Annotated in this window: 13 protein-coding genes and 1 pseudogene; 10 read left to right on the forward strand and 4 right to left on the reverse strand. The window is 65.6% G+C overall.

The annotated features are described in order from the left end of the window. Nucleotides 1–207: 207 nt before the first annotated feature. The gene (locus AB0362_RS07470; RefSeq protein WP_366235356.1) at nucleotides 208–1512 is read right to left on the reverse strand and encodes a helix-turn-helix domain-containing protein; all 1305 of its coding nucleotides are present in this window, start codon (nucleotides 1510–1512) and stop codon (nucleotides 208–210) included. Between the two features lie 148 nt (nucleotides 1513–1660). Here AB0362_RS07470 and AB0362_RS07475 point away from each other — a divergent pair, with 148 nt between their 5' ends. The 5 genes from AB0362_RS07475 to AB0362_RS07495 are packed head-to-tail and all read left to right on the forward strand — an operon-like array spanning nucleotide 1661 to nucleotide 6456. After that, nucleotides 1661–2482, forward strand: a complete 822-nt coding sequence (locus AB0362_RS07475; protein ID WP_300524356.1) for an ABC transporter ATP-binding protein — start codon at nucleotides 1661–1663, stop codon at nucleotides 2480–2482. Beyond that, a complete protein-coding gene (locus AB0362_RS07480; RefSeq protein WP_068049166.1) occupies nucleotides 2472–3194 on the forward strand; it encodes an ABC transporter ATP-binding protein in 723 nt (240 codons plus the stop codon). The genes AB0362_RS07475 and AB0362_RS07480 overlap by 11 nt, the downstream gene beginning before the upstream one ends. Before the next feature lie 22 nt (nucleotides 3195–3216). Continuing rightward, nucleotides 3217–4095 (forward strand): branched-chain amino acid ABC transporter permease, encoded by an 879-nt coding sequence (locus tag AB0362_RS07485; RefSeq protein ID WP_094639203.1) that lies wholly within the window; start codon nucleotides 3217–3219, stop codon nucleotides 4093–4095. Nucleotide 4096: 1 nt separating this feature from the next. Further along, nucleotides 4097–5140: a branched-chain amino acid ABC transporter permease gene (locus AB0362_RS07490; protein ID WP_366235357.1), complete on the forward strand. Its 1044-nt coding sequence runs from the start codon at nucleotides 4097–4099 to the stop codon at nucleotides 5138–5140. Next, nucleotides 5137–6456 (forward strand): ABC transporter substrate-binding protein, encoded by a 1320-nt coding sequence (locus AB0362_RS07495; protein ID WP_094639204.1) that lies wholly within the window; start codon nucleotides 5137–5139, stop codon nucleotides 6454–6456. Before AB0362_RS07490 ends, AB0362_RS07495 begins: the two co-directional genes overlap by 4 nt. A gap of 130 nt (nucleotides 6457–6586) precedes the next feature. On the opposite strand, the gene AB0362_RS07500 is transcribed toward AB0362_RS07495, so the two are convergent. Then, nucleotides 6587–7885, reverse strand: a complete 1299-nt coding sequence (locus AB0362_RS07500) for an acetyl-CoA C-acetyltransferase (protein ID WP_206489675.1) — start codon at nucleotides 7883–7885, stop codon at nucleotides 6587–6589. Nucleotides 7886–8013: 128 nt separating this feature from the next. Between AB0362_RS07500 and AB0362_RS07505 the strand changes: the two genes are divergently transcribed. Together AB0362_RS07505 and AB0362_RS07510 are read left to right on the forward strand one after the other, a co-directional pair. Further along, nucleotides 8014–9360: a 3-oxoacyl-ACP reductase gene (locus AB0362_RS07505; protein WP_366235358.1), complete on the forward strand. Its 1347-nt coding sequence runs from the start codon at nucleotides 8014–8016 to the stop codon at nucleotides 9358–9360. Continuing rightward, the gene (locus AB0362_RS07510; RefSeq protein WP_094639226.1) at nucleotides 9357–10214 is read left to right on the forward strand and encodes a MaoC/PaaZ C-terminal domain-containing protein; all 858 of its coding nucleotides are present in this window, start codon (nucleotides 9357–9359) and stop codon (nucleotides 10212–10214) included. The genes AB0362_RS07505 and AB0362_RS07510 overlap by 4 nt, the downstream gene beginning before the upstream one ends. Before the next feature lie 101 nt (nucleotides 10215–10315). Here the strand turns inward: AB0362_RS07510 and AB0362_RS07515 are convergent, their stop codons facing one another. Continuing rightward, nucleotides 10316–10918: a TetR/AcrR family transcriptional regulator gene (locus tag AB0362_RS07515; RefSeq protein WP_032377568.1), complete on the reverse strand. Its 603-nt coding sequence runs from the start codon at nucleotides 10916–10918 to the stop codon at nucleotides 10316–10318. A gap of 62 nt (nucleotides 10919–10980) precedes the next feature. Further along, nucleotides 10981–12156 (reverse strand): glycoside hydrolase family 3 N-terminal domain-containing protein, encoded by a 1176-nt coding sequence (locus AB0362_RS07520; protein ID WP_366235359.1) that lies wholly within the window; start codon nucleotides 12154–12156, stop codon nucleotides 10981–10983. A gap of 155 nt (nucleotides 12157–12311) precedes the next feature. On the opposite strand from AB0362_RS07520, the gene AB0362_RS07525 reads away from it, so the two are divergent. From AB0362_RS07525 to AB0362_RS07535, 3 genes and pseudogenes are all read left to right on the forward strand, one after another. Continuing rightward, complete coding sequence (locus AB0362_RS07525; protein ID WP_027495380.1) at nucleotides 12312–12779, forward strand: universal stress protein; 468 nt, start codon at nucleotides 12312–12314, stop codon at nucleotides 12777–12779. A 103-nt stretch (nucleotides 12780–12882) separates the two neighbouring features. Next, entirely contained in the window at nucleotides 12883–13053 is a 171-nt protein-coding gene (locus AB0362_RS07530; RefSeq protein WP_082073827.1) for a DUF2613 domain-containing protein, read from the forward strand. Between the two features lie 22 nt (nucleotides 13054–13075). Further along, nucleotides 13076–17293 (forward strand): annotated as a pseudogene (locus tag AB0362_RS07535) (alpha-(1->3)-arabinofuranosyltransferase); the annotation flags it as partial. Between the last annotated feature and the right edge of the window lie 5 nt (nucleotides 17294–17298).

A 17298-nucleotide genomic window follows, 5' to 3' on the forward strand; every position in this document is an offset into this window, starting at 1 on the left:
GTTGGTTGTTTGTTCCGCCCTTCTGCACGGCGTACCCCCTGCACGAGCTTACGCAAACCGAACGGTGACGCTCACTCGGAGACCATCGGCGCAGGAACGACAAAGGCTCCGCGCTGCTGCCGGGTCGGGGGTCAGGCAGCAGCACGGAGCCAACTGGAATATATGCAGGCTGTGCCACCTCGTTACAACGACTGCGAAATTGTCTCGTCAATTCATTCGGTTGAATGATCCACGGGTCGTCGAACTGTCCCCTTGCCCGACGGCTCGGGCCCAATGTCCCGTCCTGACCAGCGCGAGGGTGAGCAAGAGCCGATCTCGCGGATCGGTCAGATCGTGCCCGGTCAACTCCTCGATCCGGTGGACCCGGTAGATGACGGTGTTTCGATGGCAGTAGAGCGCCTTGGCGGCGTTGGTGGGCGAGCCGTCCGAGGCGAGCATGTGCGCCAGAGTGTCGAGCAGCGTTCCTCGATGCGGCTCCGGGTGCGTCCACAACTTTCCGAGAGCGTGGCGAACCAGCAACTCCGACGACTGGTCGTCGGCCGCCATGATCACGCGGGGCAGTCGGTCCGTCGCCAAGGCAACGCCGCTGTCTTCGGTGATGGTCTCGGCCGTCAATGCTGCGAGGCGATACGCCGCCGCGAACGACGACAGCCCCTCCGGAGAATGCGCGACCCCCACCGGCCCGACGGCCCGAGCAGCGAGGGCGTCGACGACGGAGTTCCACGATCCGGTTCCGAGTGCGACGAGCGCGAACTGGTGGCCGTCCCTGGTGTTCCAATGCGAGACCGCACCGATCTGATCCAATGCGTCCTCGGGTGCCGGGAGCGGCGGCGACCCTTGATCGTCCAGCGGTCCGACCACACACGCGATTTGTTGCGATGCCGAAAGCCCAAGAGTGGCACGAGCTTCCATGACGAATGCCGGATCGCCACCTCGCCCCGATCGGAGGCCGTCGAGCATCACCAGAACGTTGGCGATGTCCCGCTGCTGCATCCGGGCGCTTTCCTGGCGGTATGCCTCGACGAGAGTCTCGTACTGACTGTCGAGCGCACGCCACAACTGTTGACCGGCCACCAGAAGCAGATGCTCGTCGATTCTGGTTCGACGCTGCTCGCGCTCGAGCATCAACTCCTCCCACAGCGTCCGACTCCCGAGCGTGTACGCCTTGAGTACCAACTCCATCGGAATGCCCTGGCGTGCACGCTCTCTGCCGGTACGACGCCACACCTCACGGGTGTTGTCGTTCGCGGTACGTAGCCCCGACAACGTGCGAAGGCCCTGATTGATGTGCTCGCGGGTACTGCGCCTGATCTCGCCGGCGATGTCCGGAGTTGAACTGGCGAGGTAGGCGGGTTCCTGCTCTATCAGCGCCAGCGTGATGGAGTCTGCGATCGCGTCGGCCCGGGGAGTCAACGCGGCCCACGCACTCCGAATTTTCTCCTGGTCGGAGTCCGTCACCGCTCCGCGGGCAGCCGAACGCGCCGATGCGCGTCGACCATCGGGAGCACCCACCTGGACAGTTTTGCGCACTGAGCCCACATGACAGGTCGATTTGACCGTTACTGGTGCCCAGGGACCCAAATATTCTGTGCGCAGCGCCCATATCGCCCGTTGTGCGAAACGCACCATAGTGAACGCAACAGATTGTGAGGTGGATCACTTGAACTCTCTCCAAACGAAGGACCCGGTCCTCACCATGGCGGACATCGAGGTGTCCTTCGGCGGCATCGTCGCGCTGTCCGGAGTCAGTCTCGAGGTGCGACCCGGCGAAGTTCTCGGCGTCATCGGGCCCAACGGTGCGGGTAAGACGACTCTGTTCAACGTCGCGTGCGGACTCGTTCGTCCCCGATCGGGAACACTCGGACGACTCGGCGAACCGTTGACCCGGCTACGCCCGCACGACCTTCCCCGGCTCGGCATGAGCCGAACTCTCCAAGGCTTGGGACTGTTCGATCGGATGACCGTGCTGGACAACGTCATGGTCGGTGCCGACCGGACAGCGCACACCGGGATCCTCGCCGGCCTCCTCGGCCTACCGTCGAGTGCCTCCGACGATGCCGCGGTCCGTTCCACCGCGATGGCCACTCTCGAACGCCTGCGCATCGACGGCTATGCGCACCGATTGCCACCGAGCCTGCCGTACGCGGTGCGCAAACGCGTTGCGCTCGCACGCGCCTTGGTGAGCGCCCCGACATTGCTCCTGCTGGACGAACCCGCCTCGGGTCTGTCCAGTGACGAAATGAGCGAGCTCGGCGACGAGATCAGGTCTCTCGCAACAACACCGACCGATTCCGAACCGGAAAGACCCGCAACATCGGTGATGCTCGTCGAACACCACATGGATCTCGTGATGAGTGTGTGCGACCGAATCTACGTGCTGGATTTCGGCAAGGTCATCGCACAGGGAACGCCCGATCAGATCCGCGAGGACCCTGCCGTACTGGCGGCATATCTCGGAAACGAAGTGGCACATGAAGACTGACGCGGCACACCTGAAAATCACGGATCTGACCGTTCGCTACGGCCCGGTCACCGCCCTCGACTCGGTGTCGATGACCGTCGCGGCCGGAGCTGTCACCGCCGTACTCGGCGCGAACGGAGCAGGGAAGACGACTCTGCTGCGAACCATCTCGGGATTGCTGAAACCGGTATCGGGGAGGATCGAACTCGCCGGGGCCGACATCGTCGGCGTGGCACCGGATCGCATGTCCCGCAAAGGTCTTGCGCACGTTCCCGAGGGACGTGGCGTCATAGCCGAGCTGACCGTCGACGAGAATCTTCGACTCGGCGCGATGGGACGCAACCGAAGTCACGACGCCGTCACCCTCGACCGCATCTACGACATGTTTCCGCCCTTGACCGGTCGTCGAACGTCCTCCGCACACACCCTGTCCGGTGGAGAGCGGCAGATGCTGGTGATCGGCCGAGCACTGATGGCGACACCGTCGGTGCTTCTGCTCGACGAGCCCTCTCTCGGACTCGCACCGAAAGTCGCCGCACAGATATTCGAGACGTTGCGCGGGCTCGTCGACTCCGAGTCGATGACCGTCGTTCTCGTCGAACAGAACGCTCGCAGCGCGCTGTCGATCGCCGAACACGCCGTCGTCCTGGATCTGGGCAAGGTCGCGGTGGAAGGTCCCGCCGACACCTTGGCCGGGGACGACGCCCTCCGACACGCCTACCTCGGGTTCTAGAGCCGAAAGGACGCCTGCCACAGTGCAACAACTGCTCACCATCCTCATCAACGGCGTGACGACAGGCATGATCTACGCCGCGTTCGCGCTCGCCCTCGTCCTCATCTGGCGATCGACCCGCATCGTCAACTTCGCCCAGGCCCCGATGGCCATGATCACCACGTACGTCGCACTGGTCGTCATCGATGCCGGCTACTCGTACTGGATCGGATTCGCAGTCGCGCTGCTGTGCGGCCTGCTGCTGGGAGCCTTGACGGAGCGACTCGTCATCCGGTTCGTCGACAGCTCGTCGCACATCAACCCGGTCATTCTCACGCTCGGGTTGTTCATCATCATCCACGCCGTGGCCGCCATCATCTTCGGCAACCAATTCCGTTCCTTCCCCGCACCGTTCGGCCTCACCGGGCAGCGGATCGGCGACATGAACGTGGCGCTGACCGGCTACGACATCTTCAAGATCATCGCCGTCCTCGTGGTCCTGGGACTGCTGATCCTGCTGTTCCGGTTCACCGATCTGGGACTGAAGATGCGCGCGAGCGCCTTCGAGCAGGAGGTCGCGAAACTCCTCGGAGTCCGCGTGAGCCGAATGCTCACTCTCGGTTGGGCCCTGGCCGCAGTGGTCGGTTCGCTGGCGGGGCTGCTCATCGCAGGTGGCTCGCTGGTACATCCGGGCTACATGGACTCGATCGTCGTATTCGGTTTCGTCGCAGCAGTTCTCGGCGGACTGGACAGCCCGGCGGGCGCAGTGGTCGGCGGACTGCTGATGGGCATCGGGCTCAGTTTCGTCAGCGGCTATCTCGGTCAGGATCTGGTCTCCAGCGCGGCATTGGTGATCCTGATCGTCGTGCTTCTGCTGCGACCGAGCGGGCTCTTCGCCGGCTCCGCGGCCAGGAGGGTATGACATGAACGCAACTCTCACTCGCCTCACCGCAACACCGGTTCGACGCCACTTCCTGGGCGCTGTCATCGGACTCGTCGTCATCGTGCTCGCCCTCGAATCTCTGAGCACCTTCCGTCAGAGCCAACTCACCTCCGTCGCCTACCTGGCGATCGCTGCAGGCGGACTGACGGTGCTGACCGGGTTGAGCGGCCAGCTGTCGCTTGGGCACGGCGCGTTCATGGCGGTCGGTGCGTACACCGCGGCATTGATGTTGCGCGCCAACGATTCGGGATGGTCGGTACCCCTCGTCCTGCTCGCCGCCACCGTGATCTCGGCGGTGGTGGGCATCGTGGTCGGAGTGGCCGCCGCCCGACTGCACGGGCCGTATCTGGCCGGTGCGACGCTGGCGCTCGCCGTCGCCGTACCGGGCCTGGCCCTGTACTTCTCGGACTACCTCGGCGGCGAACAGGGGCTCGTCGTCCCGGCGCCGAAAGTGCCGGAGCTGATCGACGACATGATGTTCTTCGTCACCGGAAACGAGCTCAGCGGAACGAAATTCGTCGCGTACGTCAGCTGGATACTGCTCGTGCTGGTGTTCTTCCTGTTGGCCAACGTCTCGTCGAGCCGCATCGGGCGTCGCTGGCGGGCCGTCCGGGACGACGAGGTCGCCGCAGAGTTGTCCGGTATCGACCTGGGCCGCGCACGCATCCTCGCATTCGTGGTCAGTGCGGCCTGTGCCGGCGCGGGCGGTGCAGTGCTGGCGATGTCGGCCCGAATCGCGGCACCGAGCGGCTTCACACTGACTCTCTCGCTGACCCTGCTCTCCGCCGTCGTCATCGGTGGACTGGGAACCCTGTCCGGCGCATTGATCGGGGCCGTTCTGCTGACCTACATCCCGCCGGTGGTGACCAACCTCGGACTCGATCTGGGGCTGAGCAGTCTGCAATCGGCCGAACTCGCACCACTGGTGACCGGAATCTTCACCGTCCTCGTCATCCTGTTCGCCCCACTGGGTTTGGTGGGCACGTATCGCAAGTTACGTACAACCAGAAAAGGAATGAAATGAAAAAGTTCGGATCGGTGGCGTTCAGAACGACCGCGCTCGTCGCCGTCGTCTCGTTGGCCGCGGCGTGCGGTGCAGGTGGCCGAGACGAGGCGACGGAGTCCTCGGAAGGGTCGACGGTCGGCATCACCGACACGTCGGTGAAGATCGGTGCCCACTTCCCGTTGACCGGGGTCGCGGCTCCCGGCTACAGCGAAATCCCCACGGGCGCACAGGCCTACTTCGATTACGTCAATGCCGCGGGCGGCATCAACGGCAGGCAGATCGAGTACGTGGTTCGAGACGACTCGTACGATCCGACCACCACCACCCAGGTCGTCAACGAACTCGTCCTGCAGGACGAGGTGTTCGCCGTCGTCGGCGGACTCGGCACCGCGACCCACAGCGCTGTCATCGACTTCCTCAACGAGGAGGGTGTGCCGGATCTGTTCGTCTCCTCCGGCGCGATCATGTGGGGCAACGATCCCGAGAAGTACCCCAACACCTTCGGCTGGCAGCCCGACTACCAGGTCGAGGGCAAGATCATCGGCGACTGGGTGACCAAGAACCGGCCCGACGCCAAGGTCGGACTGTTCCTCCAGGACGACGACCTCGGCCGAGACAGTGAGGAAGCGGTTCGCCAGTATCTCGACGACCAGATCGTCGAGGTCGTGCGCTACACCTCGGGCAACACCGATGTCGCACCTCAGATCGCAGCCCTGCAAGGTGCCGGAGCCGATCTGATCCTCGGCTTCAACGTGCCCTCGTACACCGCGCTGAGCCAGCTGACCGCCATGCGGCTCAACTACGACCCCGAGTGGTTCTACAGCTCGATCGGCTCCGACGTCGACCTCGTCGGCTCACTGCTCGGCCGCTTCTCGCAGGGTGCGGTCACCGACGGTGCACAGTCGCTCGAAGGGATGATCTCGCTGGAGTACATCCCGGGCGTCGACTCTCCGGAGAACCCGTGGACCCAACTGTGGCAGAAGGTGTGGGCGGAGAACGGAACCGGCGACCCGCTGACCAACTACCGCATCTACGGTCTGAGCCAGGCCTACGCCTTCGTGCAGGCGCTCGAGGCGGCAGGCGAGAATCCCACCCGCGAGGGCATAGTCGCAGCCATCCAGGACGGCGGAATGGACTTCGAGGGACCGCAGCTGGCTCCGTTCCGGTACTCGGAAGACAGTCACCTCGGTATCTCCGGTGCCAGTGTCTTCCAGATCCGCGGCGGAGTGCCCGAGTACCTGACTCCGGTACTGCAGACGGACATCGGCGATTCGGCTGTGGAGGAATACACCGGCGAAGAATCGACCCCGCCGGAAAGCGGCATACCCGGCTGATCACACGAGAAAGGGGCACGCGTATGCGTGCCCCTTTTTCATGTCGTGGTCGGCAGATCCGAAAACCCCTCGATTACCGGATCCGCCGACCCTGTGTCCCCCGATTCGTGAGCAGCCGAAGCTGCAGTGATCAGCGCTCGATGATCGCCGTGACGCCCTGGCCACCGGCCGCGCAGATCGAGATCAGGCCACGGCCCGAGCCCTTCTCGGCCAACATCTTCGCCAGCGAGGCCACGATGCGTCCGCCGGTCGCGGCGAACGGGTGACCCGCGGCGAGCGAGGAGCCGTTGACGTTGAGCTTGCTGCGGTCGATGGAACCGAGCGCGCTGTCCAGGCCGAGCCGCTCCTTGCAGTACTCGTCGCTCTCGAATGCCTGCAGTGTTGCGAGCACGACCGAGGCGAACGCCTCGTGGATCTCGTAGTAGTCGAAATCCTGCAGCGTCAGGCCGTTGCGCGCGAGCAGGCGCGGAATCGCGTAGGTCGGAGCCATCAGCAGGCCGTCCTTGAACGATCCGTTGCCGTGGACGTAATCGACTGCAGCGGTTTCGGAATCGACCAGATGCGCGAGCACCGGCAGGTTGCGCTCGGCGGCCCACTCGTCACTCGACAGCAGGGCAGCTGACGCACCGTCGGTCAGCGGCGTGGAGTTTCCGGCCGTCATGGTGGCGTCGCCCAGCTTGGTTCCGAAGACCGGCTTGAGCGTCGCGAGCTTCTCCACGGTCGATCCCGGACGCAGGTTGTCGTCTCGGGTCAGGCCGAGGAACGGCGTCACCAGATCGTCGAAGAAGCCGCGGTCGTAGGCGGCAGCCATGTTCTTGTGGCTCGCTGCGGCCAGTTCGTCCTGGTCCTCGCGGCGGACGCCGAATTCCTTGGCGGTGATGGCGGCGTGGTCGCCCATCGACAGACCGGTACGTGGCTCACCGTTGCGTGGGATCTCGATGCCGAGCATGCCGGGACGGACGTTGCCGAGAAGCTTGATGCGGTCGGTGGTGCTCTTGGCCCGGTTCAGGGAGAGCAGGAACTCGCGCAGTTCGTCGTTGACGCCGATCGGAGCGTCGGAGGTCGTGTCGACACCGCCGCCGATACCGGCATCGATACGACCCGACGCGATCGCGTCGCCGACGGCGATGATCGACTGAAGGCCGGTGCCGCAGGCCTGCTGGATGTCGAAGGCCGGGGTGTACGGGCTCAATGCACTGCCCAGTACGACCTCGCGAGTGAGGTTGAAATCGCGTGAATGCTTGAGCACGGCACCGGCGGCGACGAGACCGAGGCGCTCGCCCTGCAGACCGAATCGCGAGACCAGCCCGTCGATCGTCGCGGTGAGCATGTCCTGGTTGGACGCCAGCGCGTACTTCTTGTCCGAGCGCGCGAAAGGAATGCGGTTGCCACCGACGATTGCGACCGGTCGTAGCTGCTTGCTTGTCACTGACGTCTCCAAACATCGTCGAAAAAGGCCCTGGTGGAGTTTCATCTTACTGGCGAGTAAGTTGGTTGTCGACACCCGGTCGTGCGCCTCGCTCCTCGAGCGAGCAGCGCTGAATGAAAGGTACGACAGTGGCAGCCTCCAAGGGAGCCCCAGATCTCTACTCAACGTTCCTCGCGTCCGCGCCGGGAGCCTTCATCGCCAAGCAGGCAGGCCTGCCGCAGCCCGAGAAGCTGCGCCGCTACAAGGCAGGCGAGCCGCCGCTGGCCGGACCGGTCCTGATCGGTGGCAGTGGCCGCCTCGTCGAGCCGCTGCGTGAGCTGCTGTCGGACTACCCGCAGTCGCAGCCGCACGACGACAAGCACGGCGGACTGGTGTTCGACGCCACCGGCATCGGCAATGTCGCCGAGCTCGAGCAGCTCTTCAAGTTCTTCCAGCCGGTCATCCGCAACCTGGCACCGTCCGCTCGCGTCGTCGTCATCGGCACGACGCCGGAGGAGACCTCGAGCGTCGACGAGCACATCGCTCAGCGCGCCCTCGAAGGCTTCACCCGCAGCGTCGGCAAAGAGGTCAAGCGCGGTGCCACGGCGCAGCTCGTCTACATCTCCCCCAAGGCGTCGACCGGCCTGTCCGGCCTCGAGTCCACCCTCCGCTTCCTGCTCTCGGCCAAGTCCGCTTTCGTCGACGGCCAGGTCATCACCGTCGGAGACGCCGACTCGCAGGCACCGGCTTCGTGGGATAAGCCGCTCGCAGGCAAGGTAGCCGTCGTCACCGGAGCGGCCCGCGGCATCGGTGCCACCATCGCCGAGGTCCTCGCCCGCGACGGAGCCACCGTCATCGCAGCCGACATTCCCGCTGCCGGAGAAGCACTGTCGCAGACGGCCAACAAGGTCGGCGGCACTTCGCTCGCACTCGACGTCACCTCCCCCGACGCCGGAGAGGTCCTCTCGAAGCACCTGCTCGAGCGCCACGGCGGAGCCGACATCATCGTGCACAACGCAGGCATCACTCGCGACAAGACCCTCGCCAACATGGACGACGCCCGCTGGAGCTCGGTCATCGGCGTCAATCTTGCTGCCCCGCAGCGCATCACCGACGAGCTGGTCGCATCCGGCGCACTCAAGGAGGGCGGCCGCGTCGTCGACGTCTCCTCCATCGCCGGCATCGCAGGCAACCGCGGCCAGACCAACTACGGCACCTCCAAGGCAGGCGTCATCGGCCTGGTGCACGCGTCCGCGCCGGTGCTGGCGAAGAAGAACATCACCATCAACGCCGTCGCCCCCGGCTTCATCGAGACCGCGATGACCGCGGCAATCCCGTTCGCCACTCGTGAGGCCGGACGCCGCATGAGCTCGCTGCTGCAGGGCGGCGAGACCGTGGACGTCGCGGAGTTGGTCTCCTACTTCGCTTCTCCCGCATCGAACGCCGTCACCGGCCAGGTCGTGCGCGTGTGCGGCCAGAGCCTGCTCGGCGCATGAGCACCGTCACGCTCACCGCGCAGCCGAAGACCTCCGACATCTACACTTCGGCTGCGCTCGGCGCGCTGCCGTTCCTCGGATCCCGGTCGTCGTCGGTGCCGAACACGGTGTACGAACTCAAGGGCCTGCGGGTGGACCCCGACAACCTCGCCGGGTACTGCCGGGCGACGGGGCTGCGATTCGGCGATCAGCTCCCGGTGACCTACCCCTTCACCCTCGTCTTCCCGACGGTGATGAAGTTGATGGTGTCCAAAGGCTTTCCGTTCGCCGCCATCGGTTCGGTACACGCCGAGAACGTCATCGAGCAGTTCCGTGGCATCTCCGCTTCCGAACCGCTGGACATCCGAGTGCACGCGGAGAACCTGCGCGAGCATCGCAAGGGTTTGTTGGTGGACCTGATCAGCGAGGTCAAAGTAGGACGGGAACTGGTCTGGAAGCAGACCTCGAGCTTCCTGAGCCTGCAGAAGACGTCGCTGTCCGGTGGACCTCGTGAGGCACCGCCCGCCGACGAGGTTCCGCCGCCCCCGACCCGCACCCTGCGCGTCGATCAGCGGATCATCAGCCGGTACGCGGCCATCTCCGGAGACCGCAACCCGATTCACGTATCCTCGCTCGGCGCAAAGGCATTCGGGTTCCCGAAGACCATCGCGCACGGAATGTGGAGCGCGGCAGCCGTCCTGCAGACGGTCGAGGGTCGAATCCCGGAAGCTGTGAACTACAGCATCCGCTTCGGCAAGCCGATCGTCCTGCCCGCGACGATCAACGCCTACGCCGATGCCGTCGGCACCGGTTGGGACCTGTCGCTGAAGAACCCGAAGAAGGGCTACCCGCATCTGACGGGAACCCTGCGCTGACTACTCGAACTCGAGGTTATGGACGGATTTCCCCGGATTTTCGTCCATAACTTCGAGTTCGACGGGGCAGGAGTGGAGCCTGCGGAACGACCCGGGCAGGTCTAGGTTGCGGCGGTCTTCTTTCCCGCCAGGCCGCGCCAGGCCAGATTCTCCAGTAGGTCCGCTGCGGCGTCGACCTCGATTTCGCCGCCCGCCACTCGGTCGGCCACGGCCTCGCCTGCCCCGACCAGGGCGACTGCCATCAGCCCGAAATTCTGCGACTGCTCCGGATCTCTTGTGCTCATGGCGAGCAAACCGGCCGTCAGCTCGATCAGCCGATCCCGACTGCTCTGCACCTGCGAGGCGAACGCCTGCTGGCCGATCGCCTGACGGTAGAGCACCATCCACGATTTCCGGTTCTCGCCGACGAATCCCAGGAAGCCGATCAGCGCTTTGCGCAACTGCTCGCGCGGCGTCAGCGTCGGGTCCGCAGCAGGCGTCAGGGCCTCTACGAATTTGACGCCCTCACGGTGAATGCACGCCGCGAACAACTCGTCCTTCGACCCGTAGTACAGATAGAGCATCGGCTTGGAGATGGCCGCCTTCTTGGCGATCGAATCCATCGACGTCTCGTGAAAACCGTTGTCGGAGAACACATCCACCGCCGCGTCGAGCATCTGCTGCTCGCGGACGGCGCGGGGCAATCTCTTGGTGCCGCCAGCCATGGACCCTCCAATACGTACGAAGTACTAGACGTTACTCCACAGTAAGGTCCAGTACCGCACAATCAGGCCCCGCACGCCCCCTTGAACCGGGCAACCGTCGCCGCAGCCTCGTCCACCTGCGCCGCGCCGAGGCGTCCCGTCGCCACCGCGTCTTCGAGATTGTCCAACACCGCGGGCACCTGATCGGTGGTGAGCCACAGCGCCACATCGGCTCCCGCAACCAACGCCGCCTCGACCGCGTCGACGATCCCGAGCCTCGCCGTGATCGCCGCCATGCCGCTGAGGTCGTCGGTGAAGATCGGGCCGTCGAACGGTGCGGCACCGTATCCGACGCCGTCGCGCAACAACGCCATCGTCGCCGGGCTGATACTCGCCGGCACACCCGGCTCGGTCAGTCCCGGCACATCGAGATGCCCGACCATGACGCCGACGCCGGTGTTGTTCAATGCCGCGAACGGCAACAGATCCTTGGCCTTCAACTCGTCGAGCGACGGCGTCGTCACCGCACCGGTGTGCGAGTCGCCCGATCCCGAACCGTGCCCGGGAAAATGCTTGATGACGGGCTTGACGCCCGCGTCTTCCAGACCTCGCGCGTACGCACCCGCGTACTCGATGACGACCTGCGGATCGTCGGAGAACGACCGATCGCCGATGACGGAATCATCGGGCTGAGCGCTCACGTCGACCACCGGAGCGAAGTCGACGGTGACACCGAGATCCTTCAACCCCTGGCCGCGCGTCAACGCCGCCTGATAGGCCTCGTCCACCGTCATCGTCTGGGCCAACACTCGCGCCGACGGCGCCTCTCCCAACAGATCCGCGACGCGCGAGACCCGCCCACCCTCCTCGTCGATCGTGATCATCGGAGCCACCGCGGAGGCGTCGAGCACCTGCGGTACCTCCCGATTTCCGAGCATCGACTCGTCGGTCCAACTCCCGACGAACAGACCACCGACCTGCTCGGTGGACATGATCTGCACCGCGTCCGCAGTTCCCGTGACTCCGACGGTGAGCAGCTGCGCCAGTCGCTGACGCTCGGTGAGGCCGTCGACGAACGTCACGCACTCGTCGACGGGTGGGAGCGGTTGCGGGACCGTCGTCTCGGCTGCAGTTGTCGTCGAGGCAGGTGGTGCCGTCTGCGTCGACGCGACCTGCGTGGACTCACTCGAGCACGAGACCAACAAGCCGACACCGACCGTCATCACCGCAGCGGACCGAACCGAAAACCGAAGTCGCATGGAATACGACGGTAGCCGAGACGGGGGGTGTTCCTTGCGCGCCCCGGGTCCGGATCAATGTGGCTTTGTTGCACTCCGACCGACTGAAACCCACATTGATCCGGGGAGGGGTGGGGGTAATCTGGACGAACGCGACATGAGGAGGACCTCGAACCATGACCGCAGACCTCATACTCATTGCCTACGACGGCTCCGACAATGCCAAACGCGCCATCGACTATGCCGGACGCTTTCTCACCACCTCACGCGCGATCGTCGTCACCGCGTGGGAGCCGATGGTGCGTCAGGCCGCTCGAATGTCCGGCCTCTCCGGCGTCATGCAGCCCGAATGGGTGCCCGACGACGAGGCCGAGGACGTTGCGCTCACCGACGCGAAGGTGACCAACAGCGAAGGCGTCGCGCTGGCCGAGGCCGCGGGCCTGAAGGTGGAGGGCCAGTGCACCGAATGCACCACCGCCATCTGGAGCGCGATCGTGGAGAAGGCCGACGAGATGAACGTCGACATCATCGTCACCGGCACGAGGGGCACCACCGGTCTTCGTGCGCTGCTCCAGAGTTCGGTGGCCGAGCACGTGCTGCGACACAGCCATCGACCCGTCCTTATCGTTCCCCCCGGCAAGTAACGCGTCCACCGGCCTGTTCTGCAGGTACGAGTGATACCGTGATGCCCGCGCGAGGGTCCACCTCGCCCGCTTCCTTCCTGAGCCGACTGACTGGAGAACCGAGATGAAGTTTGCTGTCCCGGGTGTCATTGCCGCCGTCGTCGGAGCCGTACTGGGTGCGGGCGTCGTCTTCGGAGTCACCGCAGCTGCAGCCGACAACTCTCGTCCGGATATCGATCGCTCCGGAAACGCCGACTCGTCCTTGCTGAACCAGGTTGAGTACGGCAGCCGCTGACGCTGGTCGCTTTCGTGAATCGATGATCTCGGCCGAACCGCTCGGCCGTAAATGGCTTTTCGGCGTCTCGATTCTGGCGTTCATCCTCACTTTTCTTCAGGTCCCCGGCTTCACCGTCGCCGACACCAAGTTCGACCTGGCTCAGAACCCTCTCGGATTTCTCGAACGCGCCTCCCATCAGTGGAACAGCGCGGCTCCGCTCGGCCAGGTGCAGAACCAGGCCTACGGCTATTTCTTTCCGCACGGGGCGTTCTTCGCCGGCGGCGACCTGCTGTCGATCCCGCCGTGGATCACTCAGCGCATCTGGTGGGCGCTGCTGCTCATCGCCGGCTTCTGGGGAATCGTCCGACTCGCCGAAGCCCTCGGTATCGGCAGCCGCAGTTCCCGTCTGATCGCGGCGACGGCCTTCGTTCTCTCTCCGCGAGTGATCACCACCCTCGCGTCGATCTCCTCGGAGACGATGCCGATGATGCTGGCACCGTGGGTGCTGATTCCGATGGTGCGGTATCTCGACTCCGACTCCGGGAAGTACACGGTGAGACGAGCGGCCGCGCAGTCGGCGCTGGCGGTCGCGTTGATGGGCGCAGTCAATGCCGTCGCCACCGCCGCCGCCGTTCTGGTGGCCGTGATCTGGATGTTGTCGCATCGGCCGAACAAGCGTTGGGTCGTCTTCGGTGCGTGGTGGTCGGGCTTTCTCGTACTCGCGACGCTGTGGTGGATCGTTCCACTGCTGTTGCTGGGCAAGGTCTCTCCACCGTTTCTCGATTACATCGAATCGTCCGGCACCACCACGCAGTGGACGTCACTGACGGAGGTACTGCGCGGCACCGGCAGTTGGACGCCGTTCGTCTCTCCCGAGCGAGTGGCCGGTGCAGTTCTGGTGACTCAGCCGGCGGCAGTCATCGCGACGGGTCTGATCGCGGCTGCTGGAATCGCGGGCCTGGCGATGCGCTCGATGCCCGCCCGCGGCCGATTGACGATCATGTTGTTCGTCGGTCTGGTCGGGCTCGGTGCCGGGTTCGTCGGCGAGCTGGACGGTCCGTTCGCGGCTGCCGTCCGGGTGTTCCTCGATTCAGCAGGCGCACCGCTGCGCAACATCCACAAGCTCGAGCCGGTCATTCGAATTCCGTTGGTGCTGGGCCTGGCTCACCTGTTGGCCCGAGTTCCGCTGCCGGGTTCCGCGCCGCGGACGCAGTGGCGATCGGCCGTCGCGCATCCCGAGAAAAATCCGATGATGGCAGTGACCGCGTTGATCCTCGTGGCCCTGACGCTGTCCACGTCGTTGGCATGGACGGGCAAGCTCGCGCCCCGAGGAGCGTACGAGGCCGTTCCGCAGTACTGGCACGACGCCGCGGACTGGCTCTCTGAGAATGCCTCGGGATCGAGCCAGGACGGTTCCGACGCGCAGCGGGCCTTGATCGTGCCCGGCGCACCGTTCGCTCTGCAGACCTGGGGATTGACCCGAGACGAACCACTGCAGGCGCTGGCCACCACGCCCTGGGCCGTCCGCGACGCGGTACCGCTCACCCCGCCCGGTGCCATCCGCGCACTGGACTCCGTGCAACGACTGTTCGCCGACGGTCGGCCGTCGGCCGGGTTGGCCGATACCCTTCTGGGCCAGGGCATCAGCTACGTCGTCGTGCGCAACGACCTCGATCCCGAGGACTCCCGATCCACCCGTCCCGCATCGGTGCACCAGGTGCTCGACGGTTCGCCGGGCCTCGAGAAGGTGGCCGAGTTCGGTGACGACGTGGCTCCGGGGCAGGTCGACGGCGTCGTACTCGACGGTGATCTGCGACCGCCGTATCCGGCTGTGGAGATCTACGCGGTAGATGATTCGGCAGGCATTCCCGCGTCCGGTCCCTACACCGTCGATCTCGATCGCGTCCCGGTGGTCCAGGGCGGCCCTGAGTCCATCCTGCGCTCGAACGAACTGCGGAACAACGGGATTCGCAATCCTGTGCCGTCGGGCCCCACTCTGCTGGCCTCGGATGCAGCGGCTGCGGGCATCGCCGTGAACTCGGTGACGGTGACCGACACCCCGATGAATCGCGAGACGGACTTCGGTCAGGTCGACAATCACAGTTCTGCCCTGCGGGCCGCCGACGAGCCGCGCCGTTCGCTCAACGAGGTCTCCGATTACCCGGTGTACGGGGCCGAGACCGTGGACGCCGAGTGGGAGGGCGCGACCCTGACGGCGTCGAGCTCGGCGTCGGACGCAACGCAGATCGGCGGCAGCGCGCCGGGCAGCGGTGTCGCCGCGGCGGTGGACGGCGATCTGGCCACCAGCTGGATCAGCAACGGTATCGAACGTGCTGTGGGGCAATGGCTTCAATTGGACTTCGATACTCCGGTGCGCGGCGGGCTGCTGCGCATGCGTACCAGCCCTGGGACGATCGGCGACCCGGTGAAGTGGGTGGAGATCACCACCCCGAACGGCTCGACGGCCGCGCGCGTCGACGAACCGGGTGAGCCGATGACGGTGTCACTGCCGGGCGGTGAGACCCCGTGGCTGCGCATCACCGCGAAGTCGACGGTCGACGGAACCCGGGGCAGCCAGTTCGGCATCAGTGAGGTGTCGGTGGACGACTACTCCGACCGGGACAACCCGACGCAGGTACCGATCGTGCACCGCGCGGTGCTGCCCGCGACTCCCGCCGGGGCGAGCGTCGACGCCTGGGAACTGGGCCAGGAATTCCCCGGCCGTTCCGGGTGCCTCAACACCGAGGATCGAATCCGTTGCAGCAGTGGACTGTCCAAGTCACCCGAGGAACTGGGCCGCTTCTCGCGCACGATCGACGTACCGATGGGCACCGCGGTCATTCCGGACCTGACGGTGCGCACGCGTCAGTCCCCCGAACTCGAAGCACTGCTGGCGCAGCCCGGGCGGCCGTTGGCCAGCGGGGCGTCGGACGTCGCCGATCTGCACGGTTCGGCATTCGCCGCGACCGACGGTGATCCGCGCACGTCCTGGACCGCGCCGGAGAAGTCGATCACCGATCGAGCCGGAACCAACCCCACCCTGACCATCGAATTGCCTGCTCCCACACTGGTGGACGGGCTTGAACTCACCCCCAGCCTCGGCGAACTTCCGGCACACCCCACCCGGGTCGCCGTCAACCTCGGCAACGGCCCGATGGTGCGCGACGTCGACACCGACGGCTCGACGACCCTCGAGCTGGCACCCTTCGTGACGGACAGGATCGTGCTGTCGATCGTCGACTGGGACGGGGTACTGGACCGAAACTCGTTGGGCTTCATCCAGTCTCAGCCTCCCGGCTTCGCCGAAGTGACACCGCTGTTCGGTGGTGAACCGATCGGCGCACCGTACGACGGCGATCGCCGGATCACCGTCGACTGCTTCGACGGCCCCATCGTCTCCATCGCCGGGCAAACGGTGCGCACGTCGGTGACGGCCACCGCGGACCAGTTCCGTTCCGGCGAGCCGCTGAAGGCGTCGGTGTGCGACGCCGACACCCCGCTGAACGAGAATTTCGTCAACCCGGTATCCCTGCCCGAGGGACGCCAGGACGTGGTGGTGCAGCCGGGAGCATCGTTCTTCGTCGACGGTATTCGGTTGCGCACCATGCCCATTCCCGCCGATTGGCCGACGAGCTCGGCACCGCAGGCCGCGCGGACCACCGCTTGGAGCGCCGATCACCGCGAGGTGACGCTCACCTCCGCGACGGAGGACCGCCTGCTGGTCATCCCGGAAAGCAACAACAGTGGTTGGCGCGCAACAGCTCCCGGCGGCCTCGAGCTGTCCCCGGTAGTGGTCGACGGGTGGCAGCAGGCCTGGATCGTTCCGGCGGGGGCGTCGGGCACGATCTCGCTGGATTTCGCCACCGACCGCTGGTACCGACTCGGCATCTTCGGTGGGTTGCTCCTGCTGATCCCGTTGCTGTTCGTAGCGCTGCGTCGGCCGCGAGGAGTGCCTGATGTCGGTCCGTCGCCGCGGCCGTGGCAGAGCGTTCCGGTCGCAGTTGTGGCGCTGCTGGGAGCAACGATCGTGTTGGCCGGAATCGCCGGTGTGGTCACCGTGGCCGTGATCGGCATCGGTGCCATGCTCCTGGACCGCCGTTACGGCCGCACGGCGTCCTCACGTGTATTGGCATGCACTGCAGGCGGACTCACGCTGCTGGCACCAGCGCTGCTCTCGCTCGGACCATGGCGATCTCCCGACGGCTACGTCGGCGGTTCCTACTGGGTGCAGCTGGCGTCCCTGATCGGAATCGTCGCGTTGGC

Source organism: Rhodococcus sp. NPDC079359 (assembly GCF_040702585.1).
Lineage (GTDB): Bacteria > Actinomycetota > Actinomycetes > Mycobacteriales > Mycobacteriaceae > Rhodococcoides.

Bases quoted from the DNA above. Each gene is read 5' to 3' on its own strand.
- AB0362_RS07495 (WP_094639204.1), top strand. From the start codon at position 5,137: ATGAAAAAGTTCGGATCGGTGGCGTTCAGAACGACCGCGCTCGTCGCC.
- AB0362_RS07510 (WP_094639226.1), top strand. From the start codon at position 9,357: ATGAGCACCGTCACGCTCACCGCGCAGCCGAAGACCTCCGACATCTAC.
- AB0362_RS07525 (WP_027495380.1), top strand. From the start codon at position 12,312: ATGACCGCAGACCTCATACTCATTGCCTACGACGGCTCCGACAATGCC.
- AB0362_RS07480 (WP_068049166.1), top strand. From the start codon at position 2,472: ATGAAGACTGACGCGGCACACCTGAAAATCACGGATCTGACCGTTCGC.
- AB0362_RS07515 (WP_032377568.1), bottom strand. From the start codon at position 10,918: ATGGCTGGCGGCACCAAGAGATTGCCCCGCGCCGTCCGCGAGCAGCAG.
- AB0362_RS07520 (WP_366235359.1), bottom strand. From the start codon at position 12,156: ATGCGACTTCGGTTTTCGGTTCGGTCCGCTGCGGTGATGACGGTCGGT.
- AB0362_RS07530 (WP_082073827.1), top strand. From the start codon at position 12,883: ATGAAGTTTGCTGTCCCGGGTGTCATTGCCGCCGTCGTCGGAGCCGTA.
- AB0362_RS07490 (WP_366235357.1), top strand. From the start codon at position 4,097: ATGAACGCAACTCTCACTCGCCTCACCGCAACACCGGTTCGACGCCAC.